Genomic DNA, 15,094 nt, shown 5'->3' on the forward strand with positions numbered 1-15,094 from the left:
CGGGAGGCGGCATTCACCGTCTGTTCAGCTGGTTCGGCGTCAGACGGCCGAACCCGCCTTCCACTGCGCCCAGTCCATGTTCCAGCCGTTCAGGCCGTTGTCCGGGGCGATGGTCTTGTCGCCGGTGTTCTGGACGACCACGACGTCACCGATGATCGAGCTGTTGTAGAACCAGGCACCCGAGGTGTCCGGGTCGTCGGCGCCCTTGGTGTCGGAGAGGCCGATGCAGCCGTGGCTGGTGTTGACGCTGCCGAAGATGGACTTCGCGCCCCAGTAGTTGCCGTGCACGAAGGTGCCGGAGGTCGACAGACGCATGGCGTGCGGTACGTCCTTGATGTCGTACTCGCCCTTGCCGTCGTCGTCGGTGAAGCCGACCGTCGCGCCGTTCATCCGGGTCTCCTTGAACTTCTCGGAGATCACCATCTGGCCTTCGTAGGTCTTGTTGTCGGGGGAGCCGGCGGAGATCGGGATGGTCTTCACCGTCTTGCCGTCCTGCGTGACCTTCATCTGCTTGGTCTTGGCGTCGACGTACGTCACCTGGTTGCGGCCGATGGTGAAGGTGACCGTCTTCTGCTGGACGCCGTAGACACCCTCGGCGCCCTGGACGCCGTCGAGCGCGAGCTTCAGCGTGACCGTGGAGCCCTCGGCCCAGTACTCGTCGGGCCGGCAGTCCATGCGGTTGGCGTTGAACCAGTGGCAGACAACCTCCTGGCCGCTGCTGGAGGTGACCGTGATGCCCTTCTGGACGTCGGCCTTGTTGGTGATCGCCTTGTCGAAGTTGATCGAGACCGGCATTCCGACGCCGACCGTGGAGCCGTCCTCGGGGGTGAACGAGCCGATGAAGCTGTTGTCCGGGGAGACCGTCGTGAAGGAGGCGTTCTCGTGGGCCGCGCGGCCCTCGGAGTCCTCGGCGGTGACCGCGATCTTGTAGCTGGTGGAGCGCTCCAGCTGCGTGCTGGGCTTCCAGCTGGCCTTGTCCGCGGATATCTCGCCGTCGACCGCCGTGCCGTCCGCCGTCGTCATCTTCACGTCCGTGAGCGCGCCCTTGCTCACCGTGACGGCCGCGGAGTTGTTGATGGAGGCGTTGTTCGAGCCGTCCTTGGGTGTGATCTTGATCTCGGCCTCGGAAGCCTTCTTGGCGGCCGCCTCGTCGGCCTTCGCCTGCGAGGTGTCCTTCCCCTCGCCGCCGGAGGCGTCGTCACCGCCGCCGGAGCACGCCGAGAGCACCAGCACTCCGCCGAGCAGAGCGGACGCGACCGTCAGGCCCCTGCGCCGCTTACTGTTCGTCATCACACGCTTCTCCATCGTTGCCGCTTCCCCAGAACCCCGAGAATCCCCGTCAAGAACCTTCAACGCTACGACCGGTTCGTCCCGTTCCACCCATCGCCGATGTGTGGGGCACACCACGTCGGCCGTGAGGCGCGTGGTGGAAGTCGGTCAGTGCGCCCTGTGAGACGACGAAACCCCGGACGGCGGTTGCCGCCCGGGGTCACGATTTCCCCAAGCCGCTATCCGCGCACCCGGGCCGTGTCGCCGGCCGCGTCTCCGTCTTCCTCCGGGTCGAACCCTTCCGGGTCGTCTTCCCCGTCGTAGTCCCCATCATCCCCGTCGAGATCCCACTCGGGCGAATCCGGGTCGTAGTCGATCTGCTCACTGCTCCAGGAGGCCTGCTGGAGCTCGACCCCGGGCACCTCGCCCACCAGGTCGAACGGGTCCACGAGATAGGCGAGGGCCTCGGCTGTGTCCTCCCTCACAGCGCTCTCCGCGTGTGCCTGCTCGGCCGGCGGCAGCTCTTCGTCCTCCGCAATCCTGGCCAGGGCGGCGCCGGTCACGGCCTCGGTGTCGTCGATCTCCAGCACGAGTTCTACCCGAAGCCGTACAAAACGTGATGTCTGAGGTGTGCTCATGCCCGGAGCGTACGACCCGATGCGCCCGTGACTTTCCCGTGACCCGCGCCTTTCACTAACATCGCCCCACACGGCCAATTCGCCAGCGCTGCAAGGGGATCGATATTCCGTGTCATCTGCTCGCCGTCCGTTGCTGACCGCCACCGCCGCGGGAGCCCTGCTGGGGGCCCTGTGGTTCGTCCCCTCCGCCAACGCGACGGACGAGGCGCCCAGCAGAGGGGACCTGCCCTCCAGCACCCCGACCACGCAGGCCAGGGCCGTCTCGACGGTGACCGCCGACAGCACGGCGGACCTGTCGGGAGAGGGCACAAGACTGGCCGACACCGGCAGCTTCAACAGCACGCCGTATGTCGTCGGCGGCACTCTCTCGCTGACGCTGGGCGCCGGATTCGTGGTGTATTCGGTGCGCAGAGAGCGACTTGAGTTCTAAGTCCCTTAAATAACCTCGCTTGACGCGAGTTTGACCAGGTGTTCATAGTCCGGCCCATGAAGAGATCATCGAGGGCGCGGCTGAGCGCCACGGCCGCCGTGGGCGCACTGTCGCTGGCCCTCATCACGGGCTGTTCGTCGGACGGGGGGTCGACCGACTCCGAGGGGTCCGCGGACTCCGGTTCCGGTGCCGCCGACGCGAAGGCACTGAGCAAGACCGACCTGGAGAAGCTGCTGCTCGTCGTGAGCGACGTCAAGGGCTACCGGGTCGACTCGGGGGACGACACGCTCCCCAAGTCCAAGACCGAGGTGAAGACCGACAAGGCCGCGTGCGACCCGCTCGCGTGGGCCACGGCCGGTCTCGCGCCGGGCGAGACGGACGCGAACGTGAGCAACACCGTCGCCGAGGACCCGACGGCGGGCGCGGCGACTCCCACGGACCCCTCGGACCTGTCCGACGAGGACATCGAGAACGCGCTCGGCGCGGCGATGACCTTCGTGGGCCTGTCCTCGTACGAGGGCGACGGCGCCGAGAAGGCCATGAAGGCCGTGTCCGACGGTGTGGGCGCCTGCGCCGGCGGCTACGCGCTGACGACCGCGGCCGAGAGCTCGAAGGTCACCAAGGTCGCCTCCGTCGAGGGCTCGGGCCAGGGTGACGAGTCGGTCGCGTTCTCCGAGGGTGTCGACATGGACGGCGAGGGCACGGCCACGTTCCTCACCGAGGTCGTGCGCAAGGGCAACACCGTCGCCACGTTCTACACGGTGGACTTCTCGTCGCTGGGCTCCGGCAAGGCCGCCGAGATCCCCGCCGCCGTGGTCGAGGCGCAGGTCGCCAAGATCAAGTAACACCGCGCACCCGCACATGGGCGAGGGCCCCGCCGACGCGGTACGGCGGGGCCCTCGCCCATTCATCTCAACCGTCCACCGTCTACTGGAGGGGCCCGGTGACGGCCTCCACGGCCGCGACGAGCGCGCCCTCGCGCACGAAGGTGTCGGCCGCGGCGAGGTCGGGGGCCAGGAAGCGGTCGGGTCCCGGGCCCTCGACACCGGCGGCGCGTACGGCCTCGATGACGGCCCGGGTGGCCGGGGCGGGCGTGAGGCCCTCGCGGAGCTCGACGGCGCGGGTGGCGGCGTACAGCTCGATCGCGACGACCCGGGTGAGGTTGTCGACGGCGGTGCGCAGCTTGCGGGCGGCCGACCAGCCCATGGAGACGTGGTCCTCCTGCATCGCGGAGGACGGGATGGAGTCCGCGGACGCCGGTACGGCCAGCCGCTTCATCTCGCTGACCAGCGCGGCCTGGGTGTACTGGGCGATCATCAGGCCGGAGTCGACGCCGGGGTCGTCCGCGAGGAACGGCGGCAGCCCGTGGCTGCGGTTCTTGTCGAGGAGCCGGTCGGTGCGGCGCTCGGCGATCGACGCGAGGTCCGCGGCGGCGATGGCGAGGAAGTCGAGTACGTAGGCGACGGGGGCGCCGTGGAAGTTGCCGTTGGACTCCACGCGGCCTTCGGCGAGTACGACGGGATTGTCGACGGCGGAGGCGAGTTCGCGGTCGGCGACCAGCCGGGCGTGGGTCATGGTGTCGCGTCCGGCGCCGGCGACCTGCGGGGCGCAGCGCACCGAGTAGGCGTCCTGGACGCGGGGCGCGTCGTCCTGGTGGTGTCCCGTCAGGCCCGAACCCTTCAGTACGGCCAGCATGTTGGCGGCGCTGGCACCCTGGCCGGGGTGCGGGCGGATGGCGTGCAGTTCGGGGGCGAGGACCCGGTCGGTGCCGAGCAGCGCCTCCAGGGAGAGGGCGGCGGTGACGTCGGCGGACTTGTAGAGGGTGTCGAGGTCGGCGAGGGCCATCAGCAGCATGCCGAGCATGCCGTCGGTGCCGTTGAGGAGGGCGAGGCCCTCCTTCTCGCGCAGTTCGACGGGGGCGATGCCGTGCGCGGCGAGCAGTTCGCCGGCCGGGCGTACGGTCCCGTCCGGGCCCTCGGCGTCCCCCTCGCCCATCAGCGTCAGGGCGCAGTGGGACAGCGGGGCGAGGTCGCCGGAGCAGCCGAGGGAGCCGTACTCGTGGACGACCGGGGTGATGCCGGCGTTGAGCAGGTCCGCCATGGTCTGCGCGACCTCGGGCCGGACGCCGGTGTGTCCGGAGCAGACGGTCTTCAGCCGCAGGAACACCAGCGCGCGTACGACCTCGCGCTCGACCCGCGGTCCCATGCCGGCGGCGTGCGAGCGGACGATGTTGCGCTGGAGCCGGGCGCGCAGGTCGGGGCCGATGTGCCGGGTCGCCAGGGCGCCGAAGCCGGTGGAGACGCCGTAGACGGGGTCGGGCTTGGCCGCGAGCGCCTCCACGATCTGCCGGGCCGCGGCGAGGGCCGTGACCGCCTCCCCGGAGAGCTCGACCCGGGCGCCGCCCCGCGCCACGGCGAGCACGTCGGACGCGGTTGTGCCCGACGTCCCCACCACCACAGTGTGCATATCCATATTCAGGAGCGTACGCACTGAATTCGAAGATGTCACCAGTGGGTGGCGGGTTCACCCCTTACCGATCCGGCGGGACGGCCGGGGGTGACGGTTCGCGCCTCCCGCGGAAGCGGCGGCGCTCCCCGGTGGGCCGCTCCGAGGTCTCGTCGGCCAGGCGTACGACGGGGTCGTCGGGGCCCTCCCGGCCGGCCACGACGGGCCGGGCGGCGCGTACGGCCTTGGCCCGGTACTGGGCGGCGTCCGCCAGCCGGAAGAGCCGGCGGGCCGAACGCACCGGCCCGATCGCGTCCTGCGTCGACGCGACCCCGCAGGCCACGCCCTCGCCCAGCTCCAGTTCGGCGGCCCGGCGGCAGAGTTCGTCGGCGACCTTCACCACGTCGTCGGCCGGCGGTCCGACCGCGAGCAGACAGAACTCGTCACCGCCGAGCCGGGCGACGAGGGCGCCGGGCAGCATCGCGCCGCACAGGGACAGCACGGAGCCGAATCGTTCCAGCAGGCGGTCGCCGACGGCGTGTCCGCGGGTGTCGTTGACCCGCTTGAGCCCGTTGAGATCACAGACGACCAGACTGACGACGACGCCCTCCCTGCGGTGGCGCTCGACGGCCTCGTCCAGGCGCATGTCCACGAAGCGGCGGTTGGCGAGGCCGGTGAGGGAGTCCGTGAAGGCCAGCCGGCGGGCCTCCTCCAGCCGTTCGGTCTGCGCGATGCCCGCGGCCACGACGGCGGCGAGTACGGTCGCGAACTCGGCGTCCGCGGGGCCGTAGACCGGGTCTCCCGTGCGCCTCGCCACGTACAGCTCGCCCCAGGCGCGGCCGTGCAGGACCACCGGCGCGACGACGCAGCAGCCCCGGCCGCGGCGGCGGAGTGCGGCGACGCGCTGGTGGATGTAGCCCGGGCGGCCCGCCGCGGGGCCCTCGGCGGTCTCCACCCAGGCGTTGGGGCCGCCGCCGCCGGCCCAGCGCTCGTGCAGGAACTCGGTGATCTCCGGGAACTGGTGCACGGGGTACGCCTCGTCCTCCGGGAACTCCTCCTCGTCGGCCGCGCGGTCCCCGACATTCACCAGCACCTTGAGCCGGCCGAGCTCGCGCTCCCACGCCGACAGCGCGGCGAAGCTGCCGTCCAGTGCGCGGCATGCGCCGAGTGCGGCCGCGTGCCATGAGTCGCGGGGGGTGTGCGCCGCGGCCATTCCCTGCGCGAGCGCGACGACTCCGGCCAGCCGGATGTCCTCTGCCATTACTCCAGGCTAGGGAGGTTTGGGGAGATACGGGATGTTGAGCAACCACGAAGAGTGACAGCGGCTCCGCCGGGGGGGGCCGGGGGGGTGCTTTTTCGGGTGCGGGCCCGGTGGGGGCTCGTCGCGCAGTTCCCCGCGCCCCTGACAAACCCGCCACCGCGGGCAGGAGATCGGGTGCGGGCCGGTGGGGGTTGCTCGCGCAGTTCCCCGCGCCCCTGAAGGCGGGCGCTGCCCGCCCCGCCCCTCCCGCCCAAGCCGCGGGCATGCGTGCCGCCTGGGGCGGCACGGGTGGGCGCGGGCGGTGCCCCGTCGACGCCGGGCTGCGCAACGGCCCCCGCCTCAGCTTCAGCGCCGGGTGCGCGGTCCGTTTCCGGGCGGCCGTGGCACAGGGGGTTACTGGCCCGGCCAGACCGGCTTGCGCTTTTCCGCGAAGGCCGCGACTCCCTCCGCGCGGTCGGCGGAGAAGGCGACCGTGCGCCATGCCGCGTCCTCCACCTCAAGGCCGGTCCGCAGGTCCAAACCGTGCCCGAGCCGAAGCGCCCGCTTCGCCGCCCGCAACCCGACCGGCGAGTTCGCGGCGATCCGCGACGCCATGGCGAGCGCCTCCTCCCGGTCCCGACCGGTCTCCACCAGCACATCCACCAGCCCCAGCTCCCGCGCCTCCCCCGCCTCCACCCGCCGCGCGGTGAAGATCAGCTCGGCCGCCCGGGCCGCCCCCACCCGCCGCGGCAGCAACTGCGTACCGCCGCCCCCGGGAATCACCCCGACCGACACCTCCGGCAGCCCCACCACCGCCGTACCGTCCGCCACGATCACGTCGCACGACAGCGCCAGCTCGAACCCACCCCCCAGCGCGAACCCGTGCACCGCCGCCACCGTGGGCATCGGCAGCTCCAGCACCCCCGTGTACGCCCCGCGCGACAGCGGCCGCTGCCGCAGCAGATCGGCGTCGCTGAAGGAGTTCCGCTCCTTGAGGTCCGCCCCGACACAGAACGCCCGCTCGTGCGTCGACGTCAGCACCACCACCCGTACGTCGTCGTCCGCGCTCAGCGCGGCGCACGCGCCGACGACGGACCGGGCCATCTCCGTCGACATGGCGTTCATCGCCTTGGGCCGGTCGAGGGTCAACTCCGCGACATGGCCGTCCTCGTGCCGCCGTACCAGCACGAACTCCCCGAACCGTTCCTCGCTCATGACACCCTCCCGGTTAACGACGGTTAACAGCATGGGTCCCGATCATCGCAGCCGCGCCCCTACCGGGAAAAGAGCCGTTCGGTTCCCGGTCGAGGGCCCGACACCCCGTTCGAGTGAACATCCTGCCCGACTCCCGGCCCCGCTCCCACGGCACCGCATAACGTGCCACCGCCGCGCACAGGGGAGGGGACCGCCATGTCTCGGACGAAAACCGGCCAGGGCTCACAGAGCGACACCCGCATAGGCACCCTGCGCCTCTGGGCCCGCGGCCGGCACCGACGCCCCCGCCCTCGCGGACTCCTGCTCGCCGCGGTCGTCCTCACGCTGGCGGCCGGCACGCTGAGCCTCGCGGCGCTGATCCCCGGCGGGGGCGGCAGTGGGTTCCGTACGACGGACGCGGGTCCGTATCCCGGTTATCCGGACCGTCCCGTCACGCACACCCGGACCGACGCCGCGACCGACGCGTCCACGAACGCCGCGATCCCGGTCCCGCCCGACGCCGCCGACATCACTCCGAACGCCGGCCACTCCGCGACCACCCCGCCGGGCACTCCGGTCCCAGGCCCGAGCACCGCCGTACCACCGCACGGCGACCCGGACGGCCCGTCGGCCGCGACCCCGCCCCGCCGCGGCACCACTCCCGCCCCCACCCCGCCGCGCGAGACCGCGCCACCGCCGTCACAGCCACGGCCGACCACTTCCGCCCCGGTCCCGACGCCCACCCCGAGCCGGACGACTCCCCCGCCGGCACCTGAGGACCCGCCCCGGCTCTGCGTCCCGATCATCGGGCTCTGTGTGGGCGGTCTGCTGGGCGGATGACCGCGGGTTCGGCGCGGTGCGTCAGGCCGGGCGTTCCGGCTCGGCGTCGCGGCGGGTCAGCAGCCAGGGTTCGACGACGCCGAGGCCACGGACCGGGCGCTGCCACATCGGCTGGAGCGCGAAGCGGTACGTCGGCGGCTCCTCGCCCTCCTTCTCGGCGGCCGCGGCCCGCTCGGCCGCCTCCGCCTCGGAGGCCGGGGCCTCACCGGTACGGATCAGCTCCTCGGCGAACGCGGTGTCGACGAGGACGGCGTCCCGGGGAGCTATCGACGTGAGCCGGGAGGCGAGGTTCACCGTCGTACCGAACACGTCGCCCATCCGGGTCGTCACCGTGCCGAAGGCGATCCCGACCCGCAGTTCGGGCATGGTCTCGTCGCCCGACATCGTCTCGATCAGACGCAGCGCGATCTCGGCGGCCACGCCCGCGTCGTCGGCGGCGTAGAGCACCTCGTCGCCCAGCGTCTTGATGAGCCGGCCGCCGCGCGCGGCGACCAGGTCGGCGGCGGTGGTCTCGAAGGCCTCGACGAGTTCGCCGAGTTCCTCCTCCTCCAGGCGGCGGGTCAGGCGGGTGAAGCCGACCAGGTCGGCGAAGCCCACGGCGAGCCTGCGGTCGACCATCTCCTCGTCGTCCGCGGCCTGTACGACCCGGCTGACGCCGGCGGCGAGCTGGCGGCGCCAGACGTAGACGAGGAACTCCTCCAGTTCGGGCAGGAGCAGTTCGATCAGCGGATACGTGACCTCGGTACGGGTCATGCCGGGCTCGGGCGGCTCGGTCAGGCCCTCCAGGAAGGAGTCGATCTGCCAGTCGGCGAGCCGGGCGGTGGTCTGGCCGGTGGAGCGGGCGACCTGTACGGACATCGCCTCGCTGAGCAGGCCCGCCTCGACGAGACCGGCCAGCCTTCGCAGGGCGAGGACGTCGGCCTCGGTGAAGGCCTTGGCCTGGCCGACGTCCGCGAAGCCCATCGCCCGCCAGAAGCGGGTGGCGAGTTCCATGGAGACGCCGGCGGTGCGGGCCGCCTGGAACGGGGTGTAGCGGCGCTCCGCGCCCAGGATGAGCTGCTCCAGCCGGAGCGCGAGGGGGTCCTCCCCCGCGTCGGTGCCGTCGGGCGCTGGGTTACGACCCATGCCGGAGCCCGTGTCGTCGACGGTCACGCCTGCTGCCCTTCCGATCTGCCGCGGTCAGGATCGACCGGCCCCAACTTTACGGCAGCTGTGGGCCAGCTCACTCCCAACCGGCCGTGACCACTACGACCAATACGCTCGCGCCGGCGGAGGAAGGTACGCGCAGTCGGTTGCCGTCCGGCCGCGGCCCGGTGGGGGCTTGTCGCGCAGTTCCCCGCGCCCCCAAAAGCAAAAACCCTCCCCGCGCAGCCGCACCCGCCGGGCCGCCCTGCGGCACGGGTGGGCGCGGCGGCACCCCGTCAGCGCCGGGTTGCGCAACGCCCCCCGCCTCAGCCCCACGCCGGGCTCCGGTCAGGCGGGGCGCAGGTGGACGATGTCGCCGGCGGATACCGGTTCCTGGACTCCCGCGTCCGTCGCGAGGATCAGGCGGCCGTCCGCGTCCAGCGCGACCGCCTCACCGACGACGGCCCGATCCCCCGGCAGCTCCGCCCGCACCGTCCGCCCCAGCGTCGCGCACCCCGCCGCATACGTCTCCTGAAGCCCGCTCACCCCGGGATCCCCGTCCGCGTCCCGCCACCGCCCGTACCACTCCTCCAGCGCCCGCAGCACGGCCCGCAGCAGCGGATCCCGGTCGGTGTTCGCGGCCCCGGCCAGCGCCAGCGACCCGGCGGTGGGCACCGGCAGCTCCTCCGCCCGCAACGTCACGTTGACGCCGACGCCGATGACGACCCCCACGTCCCCGGCCCGCTCCGCGAGGATGCCGCCCGCCTTGCGCTCCTCCCCGTCCACGGTCACCAGCAGGTCGTTGGGCCACTTGAGTGCCGTGTCGACGCCCGCCGTGCGGGACAGGCCGGTGGCGACCGCGACGCCGGTGAGGAGGGGGAGCCAGCCCCAGCGTTCTACGGGGACACCGGACGGTTCGAGGAGGACGGAGAAGAACAGGCCCGAGCGGGCCGGCGCCGACCACTGCCGGTCCAGCCGCCCACGCGCCGCGGTCTGCTCCTCGGCGACGAGGACGGTCCCCTCGCGGGCGGAGCCGCCGACGGCACGGGCGACGAGGTCGGAGTTGGTGGAGCCGGTGCGCTGCACGACCTCCAGCTCCGTCCACAGTCCGCCCTCGCGCAGCAGCGCGCGGCGCAGGGCCGTGGGGGCCAGCGGCGGCCGGCCGAGGTCGGACCAGCGGTTGTCGTTCGGCTCTGCGGCATCTCGCGGCGTCATGCAAGCCACCCTAGGTGTGGGAAACGCCGCACTGCCGATCGGTAGGGCCAGCACTACTCTACGGATGAGTAACCGAACCCCCTTTTGAGCAGGCAGGGAGCCGCATCCCGATGTCCGAGCCGGAAGAGATCAACATCCACACCACCGCGGGGAAGCTCGCGGATCTCCAGCGCCGCGTCCAGGAGGCGACGCACGCCGGTTCGGAACGCGCCGTGGAAAAGCAGCACGCCAAGGGCAAGCTGACGGCGCGTGAGCGGATCGCGCTGCTGCTCGACGAGGAGTCCTTCGTCGAGCTGGACGAGTTCGCGCGGCACCACTCCACCAACTTCGGCCTGGACCAGAACCGCCCGTACGGGGACGGTGTCGTGACCGGGTACGGGACGGTCGACGGGCGGCCGGTCGCCGTGTTCTCGCAGGACTTCACGGTCTTCGGCGGCGCCCTCGGCGAGGTCTACGGCCAGAAGATCGTGAAGGTCATGGACTTCGCGCTGAAGACCGGCTGCCCGGTGATCGGCATCAACGACTCGGGCGGCGCCCGGATCCAGGAGGGTGTGGCCTCGCTCGGCGCGTACGGCGAGATCTTCCGGCGCAACACCCATGCCAGCGGGGTGATCCCGCAGATCTCGCTGGTGGTCGGGCCGTGCGCGGGTGGTGCGGTGTACTCGCCCGCCATCACCGACTTCACGGTGATGGTCGACCAGACCTCGCACATGTTCATCACCGGTCCCGACGTCATCAAGACGGTCACCGGCGAGGACGTCGGCTTCGAGGAGCTGGGCGGGGCGCGGACGCACAACTCGGCGTCGGGCGTGGCCCATCACATGGCGGGCGACGAGAAGGACGCGATCGAGTACGTCAAGCAGCTGCTGTCGTACCTGCCGTCGAACAACCTGAGTGAACCGCCGGTGTTCCCGGAGGAGGCGGACCTCGCCGTCACGGACGAGGACCGTGAGCTGGACCGGATCGTGCCGGACAGCGCGAACCAGCCGTACGACATGCACACGGTGATCGAACACGTCCTGGACGACTCGGAGTTCTTCGAGACGCAGTCGCTGTTCGCGCCGAACATCGTGACCGGGTTCGGGCGGGTGGAGGGGCGTCCGGTGGGTGTGGTCGCCAACCAGCCGATGCAGTTCGCCGGTTGTCTCGACATCGCCGCGAGCGAGAAGGCGGCCCGGTTCGTGCGCACCTGCGACGCGTTCAACGTGCCGGTGCTGACCTTCGTGGACGTGCCGGGCTTCCTGCCGGGTGTCGACCAGGAGCACGAGGGCATCATCCGGCGCGGCGCCAAGCTGATCTTCGCGTACGCGGAGGCGACGGTCCCGCTGATCACGGTGATCACCCGCAAGGCCTTCGGCGGCGCCTACGACGTCATGGGCTCCAAGCACCTGGGCGCGGACCTGAACCTCGCCTGGCCGACGGCGCAGATCGCGGTGATGGGCGCGCAGGGCGCGGTCAACATCCTGCACCGGCGCACGATCGCCGAGGCGGGGAACCCGGAGGCGGAGCGGGCGCGGCTGATGCAGGAGTACGAGGACGCGCTCCTCAACCCGTACATCGCGGCCGAGCGCGGTTACGTCGACGCGGTGATCCGGCCGTCGGACACCCGCGGCCATGTGGTGCGCGGGCTGCGTCAGCTGCGTACGAAGCGGGAATCCCTGCCTCCGAAGAAGCACGGCAACATCCCCCTCTAGGCGCTGGAGCCCGCCATGAACATCAAGGTCGTACGGGGCAATCCGACCCCGGAGGAGCTCGCCGCCGCCCTGGCGGTGGTCAGGGCGCGCGCCGCGGTGGCCTCGGCCGTGCCGCCCGGCGCGCCGGGCCCGCGCGACTCCTGGGCCGACCCGTCCCGTATCGCGGCCCAGCAGGTGCCGCACCCGGGGCCGACGTCCTGGGCCCGGACCTACTGGCCGGGTTAGAGGACGGCCGCGACGGCTTCGGCCATCACCTCGTACCCCTTGTCCTGGGGGTGGAGGTGGTCGCCGAAGTCGTACGCCGGATGCAGCCGTTCGGGGTCGGCGGGGTCGGCCAGCAGCCGGCCGAGGTCGACGACGGTGTCGTACTCCCCGCTCTCCCTCGTCCAGGTGTTGACCTCGCGGCTGACCCGCGCCGCGTGCTCGCCCCAGTGGTCCGAGCCGGCGAAGGGCAGCAGGGTCGCGCCGATCACCCGCAGGCCACGCGCCTGCCGCAGCAACTCGCGGTGGCCGGCGATCAGTTCGGCGGCCTCGACGATGGGGGCCGGCTTGTAGGTGGGCTGTTCGTTGATCTCGCTGAAGCCGATGTCGTTGAGGCCGAGCAGCACCACCAGGGTGTTCACCCCGTGGTGGTCGAGGACGTCCCGGCGCAGGCGGTGGACGGCCCTCTCGCCGTACCAGGCGGAGTCGTTGAGCAGCAGGTTCCCGCCGATGCCGGCGTTGAGCACGGGCCGCGCGGTGCGCCGGGCCAGCGCGTCCGACCAGCGGCGGCCGGCGCCGGGGGTGGAACCGAAGCCGTCGGTGATCGAGTCGCCGAGCAGGGCGATGCCGTCCGTGCGGTGGGCGTCGACCTCGACGGCGGACAGCACGTACCAGGACTCGGTGACGGCGTCGAAGCGGGTGCCGTCGGTGTGGTCGAGCAGGTCGCCGTCGCCCCGGTGGCTGTGGGTGAAGGCCTGCGCGTGGAAGGTCGTGGGGCCGGTCGCGGTGGCGAAGTAAAGGGTGACGGTCAGCGGTTCCCCGGCCGTGACCGGGAGTTCGGCCGGGTCGCTGACCGTCTGTCCGCGCGCCGGTACAACGGCCTCGTCCGCGCCCCCGAACCGCAGCCGTCGCAGCGAGCCCGGTGCGATGCCCGCGCCGGTCGTGGTGCGGGCGATCGTGGCGCCCGCGATCCGCAGCGGTGAGGTGCCGTAGGTGTGCGAGAGGCGGACGCGGATCCGGCCGCCGGACGCGGTCGGTGTGACGGTCTGCCGCAGGGACTGGCGCCAGAAGCCCTCGCGGGACCAGTTGGGGGTGAAGCCCTCGCTCGGGAGCTGAGGTGACGCGGTCCAGGCAGTGGTGAACATGGCACGACCCTTCCAAACGGGACTGAGTTCCCATTTATATTAATGGCACCTCAGACCCGTTTGGCAAGTTGAGTACGCGTACTCAGGCGGCGGCCGGGGCGGGCGCCGGACCATGGAACGCATGCTGTGGTCCGATCCCGAGAACAAAGCCCCGGAGGAACTGCGCGAGACGCAGGCGATGTTGCGCCGGCTGAGCATCCTGATGGCGCTCGCCGTGGTGCTCGCGATGCTTGTCATAGGTCTGCTGTGAGCCACGCCCGTGCCCTGGCCCCGGCCCGGCAGGAGACCCGTCCGCGGCGCCGCTACGCTGACCGCATGACCGATCAGCCGCGCCGCCGTCTTGTCCTCGCCTCCCAGTCGCCCGCCCGGCTCAACCTGCTGCGACAGGCCGGCCTGACCCCCGAGGTGATCGTCAGCGGCGTCGACGAGGACGCCGTCACCGCACCCACCCCCGCCGACCTGGCGCTCGCGCTCGCCGAGGCCAAGGCCTCCGTGGTGGCCGCGAAGCCCGAGGTCAGGGGCGCGCTGGTGATCGGCTGCGACTCGGTGCTCGACCTGGACGGCCAGGCGCTCGGCAAGCCCGCCGACGCCGAGGAGGCCACCGCGCGCTGGAAGGCGATGCGCGGCCGCGCCGGCACACTCCAGACCGGCCACTGCGTCTACGACACCGTCAGCGGCCGGCACGTCTCGGCGACCGCCTCCACCGTCGTCCGGTTCGGCGAGCCCACCGACGAGGAGGTGGCGGCGTACGTCGCCTCCGGTGAACCGCTCTACGTCGCCGGGGCGTTCACCCTCGACGGCCGCTCGGCGCCCTTCATCAACGGCATCGACGGCGACCACGGCAACGTGATCGGGATCAGCCTGCCCCTGGTCCGCCGGCTCCTCGGCGAACTGGGCGTCGGCATCACGGAGTTGTGGGCGCCGGCGGCGAACTGACCGGCGCGTCCCCCTGGGGCCTGCGGTCCTCGGGCCGCTCGGCCGGGCCCGCCTGACCGTCGTACGTCATCAGCACCAGCACTATCAGCGCGAACACCAGCATCATGAAGAGGAACGCGGTCCAGCCGACCAGCCCCCAGGTGAGCGCCCCGAGCAGGGCGTGCACCACGGCCGCGCTGATCAGCAGGACCCGGCCGAGCCCCGCGGGCGCGCGGTCGCGCACCGCCACGAGCAGGGCGACCAGGCCGCACAGCGCGAAGTACAGGCCGAAGACGATCCCGCCGGCCTTCGAGGAGAGCGACATCGCGTGCGGGTCGAGGCCCGCGAGGGACATGTCCTGCCGGTCGACGACGACCCCCAGGAACCAGTTGAGCGCGGCGAGGCCGAGCGCCTCCACGAAGAGCACCACCGCGACCACCCACGCCACCGGTCTGCGTACCACCGGGCCCACCCACTTCCGAGCGTCACTCGACCAGAACTTCTGTTACTCCAAGTACGTTCGATACGGCGCGAAGGCTACTAACGGGTAAACCGCGAGACAAGGGTTCAGTGGAAGGCAAAGAATCATTGGGCCATTCGTAGGGACTCCACAAAGAAACCGAGTGGCCCGCAGCACCTGATGACAGAGACCTCGACCACAACGGGGGGCTAGGGTTTTGGGAAGGGGCCCTGCGCATCACGGTGCGACAAGGCCTTTCGCGGGTCGAGCGGGCCTCGTATCA

16 protein-coding genes are annotated in these 15,094 nt (G+C 71.7%); 7 read left to right on the plus strand and 9 right to left on the minus strand.

What is annotated here, in order from left to right:
• Positions 1–39: 39 nt before the first annotated feature.
• On the minus strand, positions 40–1,290 hold the full coding sequence (locus ACIQAC_RS12310) for an Ig-like domain-containing protein (RefSeq protein WP_402189644.1): 1,251 nt from the start codon (positions 1,288–1,290) through the stop codon (positions 40–42).
• Positions 1,291–1,508: 218 nt separating this feature from the next.
• Positions 1,509–1,907 carry a hypothetical protein gene (locus tag ACIQAC_RS12315; protein WP_402189647.1) on the minus strand — a complete coding sequence of 133 codons (399 nt, stop codon included), beginning with the start codon at positions 1,905–1,907 and terminating at the stop codon, positions 1,509–1,511.
• A 109-nt stretch (positions 1,908–2,016) separates the two neighbouring features.
• Between ACIQAC_RS12315 and ACIQAC_RS12320 the strand changes: the two genes are divergently transcribed.
• On the plus strand, positions 2,017–2,337 hold the full coding sequence (locus ACIQAC_RS12320) for an LPXTG cell wall anchor domain-containing protein (RefSeq protein ID WP_402189649.1): 321 nt from the start codon (positions 2,017–2,019) through the stop codon (positions 2,335–2,337).
• A gap of 56 nt (positions 2,338–2,393) precedes the next feature.
• A complete protein-coding gene (locus tag ACIQAC_RS12325) occupies positions 2,394–3,182 on the plus strand; it encodes a hypothetical protein (protein ID WP_402189650.1) in 789 nt (262 codons plus the stop codon).
• Positions 3,183–3,264: 82 nt separating this feature from the next.
• Here ACIQAC_RS12325 and hutH read toward each other — a convergent pair whose 3' ends face one another.
• The 3 genes from hutH to ACIQAC_RS12340 form a co-directional block, all read right to left on the minus strand.
• A complete protein-coding gene (gene hutH, locus ACIQAC_RS12330) occupies positions 3,265–4,803 on the minus strand; it encodes a histidine ammonia-lyase (RefSeq protein ID WP_402190678.1) in 1,539 nt (512 codons plus the stop codon).
• Between the two features lie 64 nt (positions 4,804–4,867).
• Positions 4,868–6,043 (minus strand): diguanylate cyclase domain-containing protein, encoded by a 1,176-nt coding sequence (locus tag ACIQAC_RS12335; RefSeq protein WP_402189652.1) that lies wholly within the window; start codon positions 6,041–6,043, stop codon positions 4,868–4,870.
• A 393-nt stretch (positions 6,044–6,436) separates the two neighbouring features.
• On the minus strand, positions 6,437–7,237 hold the full coding sequence (locus ACIQAC_RS12340) for an enoyl-CoA hydratase/isomerase family protein (protein ID WP_402189654.1): 801 nt from the start codon (positions 7,235–7,237) through the stop codon (positions 6,437–6,439).
• A gap of 195 nt (positions 7,238–7,432) precedes the next feature.
• Here ACIQAC_RS12340 and ACIQAC_RS12345 point away from each other — a divergent pair, with 195 nt between their 5' ends.
• Positions 7,433–8,056, plus strand: coding sequence for a hypothetical protein (locus ACIQAC_RS12345; protein WP_402189656.1), 624 nt, complete (start codon positions 7,433–7,435; stop codon positions 8,054–8,056).
• Positions 8,057–8,077: 21 nt separating this feature from the next.
• On the opposite strand, the gene ACIQAC_RS12350 is transcribed toward ACIQAC_RS12345, so the two are convergent.
• Together ACIQAC_RS12350 and ACIQAC_RS12355 are read right to left on the minus strand one after the other, a co-directional pair.
• Positions 8,078–9,208: an adenylate/guanylate cyclase domain-containing protein gene (locus ACIQAC_RS12350; RefSeq protein WP_402189657.1), complete on the minus strand. Its 1,131-nt coding sequence runs from the start codon at positions 9,206–9,208 to the stop codon at positions 8,078–8,080.
• Positions 9,209–9,529: 321 nt separating this feature from the next.
• Positions 9,530–10,396 carry a biotin--[acetyl-CoA-carboxylase] ligase gene (locus ACIQAC_RS12355; RefSeq protein WP_402189659.1) on the minus strand — a complete coding sequence of 289 codons (867 nt, stop codon included), beginning with the start codon at positions 10,394–10,396 and terminating at the stop codon, positions 9,530–9,532.
• Positions 10,397–10,506: 110 nt separating this feature from the next.
• On the opposite strand from ACIQAC_RS12355, the gene ACIQAC_RS12360 reads away from it, so the two are divergent.
• A complete protein-coding gene (locus tag ACIQAC_RS12360; protein WP_402189662.1) occupies positions 10,507–12,090 on the plus strand; it encodes an acyl-CoA carboxylase subunit beta in 1,584 nt (527 codons plus the stop codon).
• Between the two features lie 15 nt (positions 12,091–12,105).
• On the plus strand, positions 12,106–12,315 hold the full coding sequence (locus ACIQAC_RS12365) for an acyl-CoA carboxylase epsilon subunit (protein WP_402189665.1): 210 nt from the start codon (positions 12,106–12,108) through the stop codon (positions 12,313–12,315).
• Here the strand turns inward: ACIQAC_RS12365 and ACIQAC_RS12370 are convergent.
• On the minus strand, positions 12,312–13,436 hold the full coding sequence (locus tag ACIQAC_RS12370) for an SGNH/GDSL hydrolase family protein (protein ID WP_402189667.1): 1,125 nt from the start codon (positions 13,434–13,436) through the stop codon (positions 12,312–12,314). The two genes, ACIQAC_RS12365 and ACIQAC_RS12370, sit on opposite strands and share 4 nt — an antisense overlap.
• 121 nt (positions 13,437–13,557) lie before the next feature.
• Between ACIQAC_RS12370 and mmpB the strand changes: the two genes are divergently transcribed.
• Entirely contained in the window at positions 13,558–13,686 is a 129-nt protein-coding gene (mmpB, locus tag ACIQAC_RS12375; RefSeq protein ID WP_402190681.1) for a morphogenic membrane protein MmpB, read from the plus strand.
• Positions 13,687–13,751: 65 nt separating this feature from the next.
• Positions 13,752–14,372 (plus strand): Maf family protein, encoded by a 621-nt coding sequence (locus tag ACIQAC_RS12380; protein ID WP_402189669.1) that lies wholly within the window; start codon positions 13,752–13,754, stop codon positions 14,370–14,372.
• Here ACIQAC_RS12380 and ACIQAC_RS12385 read toward each other — a convergent pair.
• The gene (locus ACIQAC_RS12385) at positions 14,341–14,814 is read right to left on the minus strand and encodes a hypothetical protein (protein ID WP_402189670.1); all 474 of its coding nucleotides are present in this window, start codon (positions 14,812–14,814) and stop codon (positions 14,341–14,343) included. The two genes, ACIQAC_RS12380 and ACIQAC_RS12385, sit on opposite strands and share 32 nt — an antisense overlap.
• Positions 14,815–15,094: the final 280 nt, after the last annotated feature.

The sequence above is a fragment of the Streptomyces sp. NPDC088387 genome (assembly GCF_044753385.1).
Classification (GTDB): Bacteria; Actinomycetota; Actinomycetes; order Streptomycetales; family Streptomycetaceae; genus Streptomyces.

Excerpts from the sequence above, each read along its gene's own strand:
- ACIQAC_RS12310 (WP_402189644.1), bottom strand. The coding sequence starts at position 1,290 with ATGACGAACAGTAAGCGGCGCAGGGGCCTGACGGTCGCGTCCGCTCTG.
- ACIQAC_RS12315 (WP_402189647.1), bottom strand. The coding sequence starts at position 1,907 with ATGAGCACACCTCAGACATCACGTTTTGTACGGCTTCGGGTAGAACTC.
- ACIQAC_RS12325 (WP_402189650.1), top strand. The coding sequence starts at position 2,394 with ATGAAGAGATCATCGAGGGCGCGGCTGAGCGCCACGGCCGCCGTGGGC.
- hutH (WP_402190678.1), bottom strand. The coding sequence starts at position 4,803 with ATGCACACTGTGGTGGTGGGGACGTCGGGCACAACCGCGTCCGACGTG.
- ACIQAC_RS12335 (WP_402189652.1), bottom strand. The coding sequence starts at position 6,043 with ATGGCAGAGGACATCCGGCTGGCCGGAGTCGTCGCGCTCGCGCAGGGA.
- ACIQAC_RS12340 (WP_402189654.1), bottom strand. The coding sequence starts at position 7,237 with ATGAGCGAGGAACGGTTCGGGGAGTTCGTGCTGGTACGGCGGCACGAG.
- ACIQAC_RS12345 (WP_402189656.1), top strand. The coding sequence starts at position 7,433 with ATGTCTCGGACGAAAACCGGCCAGGGCTCACAGAGCGACACCCGCATA.
- ACIQAC_RS12355 (WP_402189659.1), bottom strand. The coding sequence starts at position 10,396 with ATGACGCCGCGAGATGCCGCAGAGCCGAACGACAACCGCTGGTCCGAC.
- ACIQAC_RS12360 (WP_402189662.1), top strand. The coding sequence starts at position 10,507 with ATGTCCGAGCCGGAAGAGATCAACATCCACACCACCGCGGGGAAGCTC.
- ACIQAC_RS12365 (WP_402189665.1), top strand. The coding sequence starts at position 12,106 with ATGAACATCAAGGTCGTACGGGGCAATCCGACCCCGGAGGAGCTCGCC.
- ACIQAC_RS12370 (WP_402189667.1), bottom strand. The coding sequence starts at position 13,436 with ATGTTCACCACTGCCTGGACCGCGTCACCTCAGCTCCCGAGCGAGGGC.
- mmpB (WP_402190681.1), top strand. The coding sequence starts at position 13,558 with ATGCTGTGGTCCGATCCCGAGAACAAAGCCCCGGAGGAACTGCGCGAG.
- ACIQAC_RS12380 (WP_402189669.1), top strand. The coding sequence starts at position 13,752 with ATGACCGATCAGCCGCGCCGCCGTCTTGTCCTCGCCTCCCAGTCGCCC.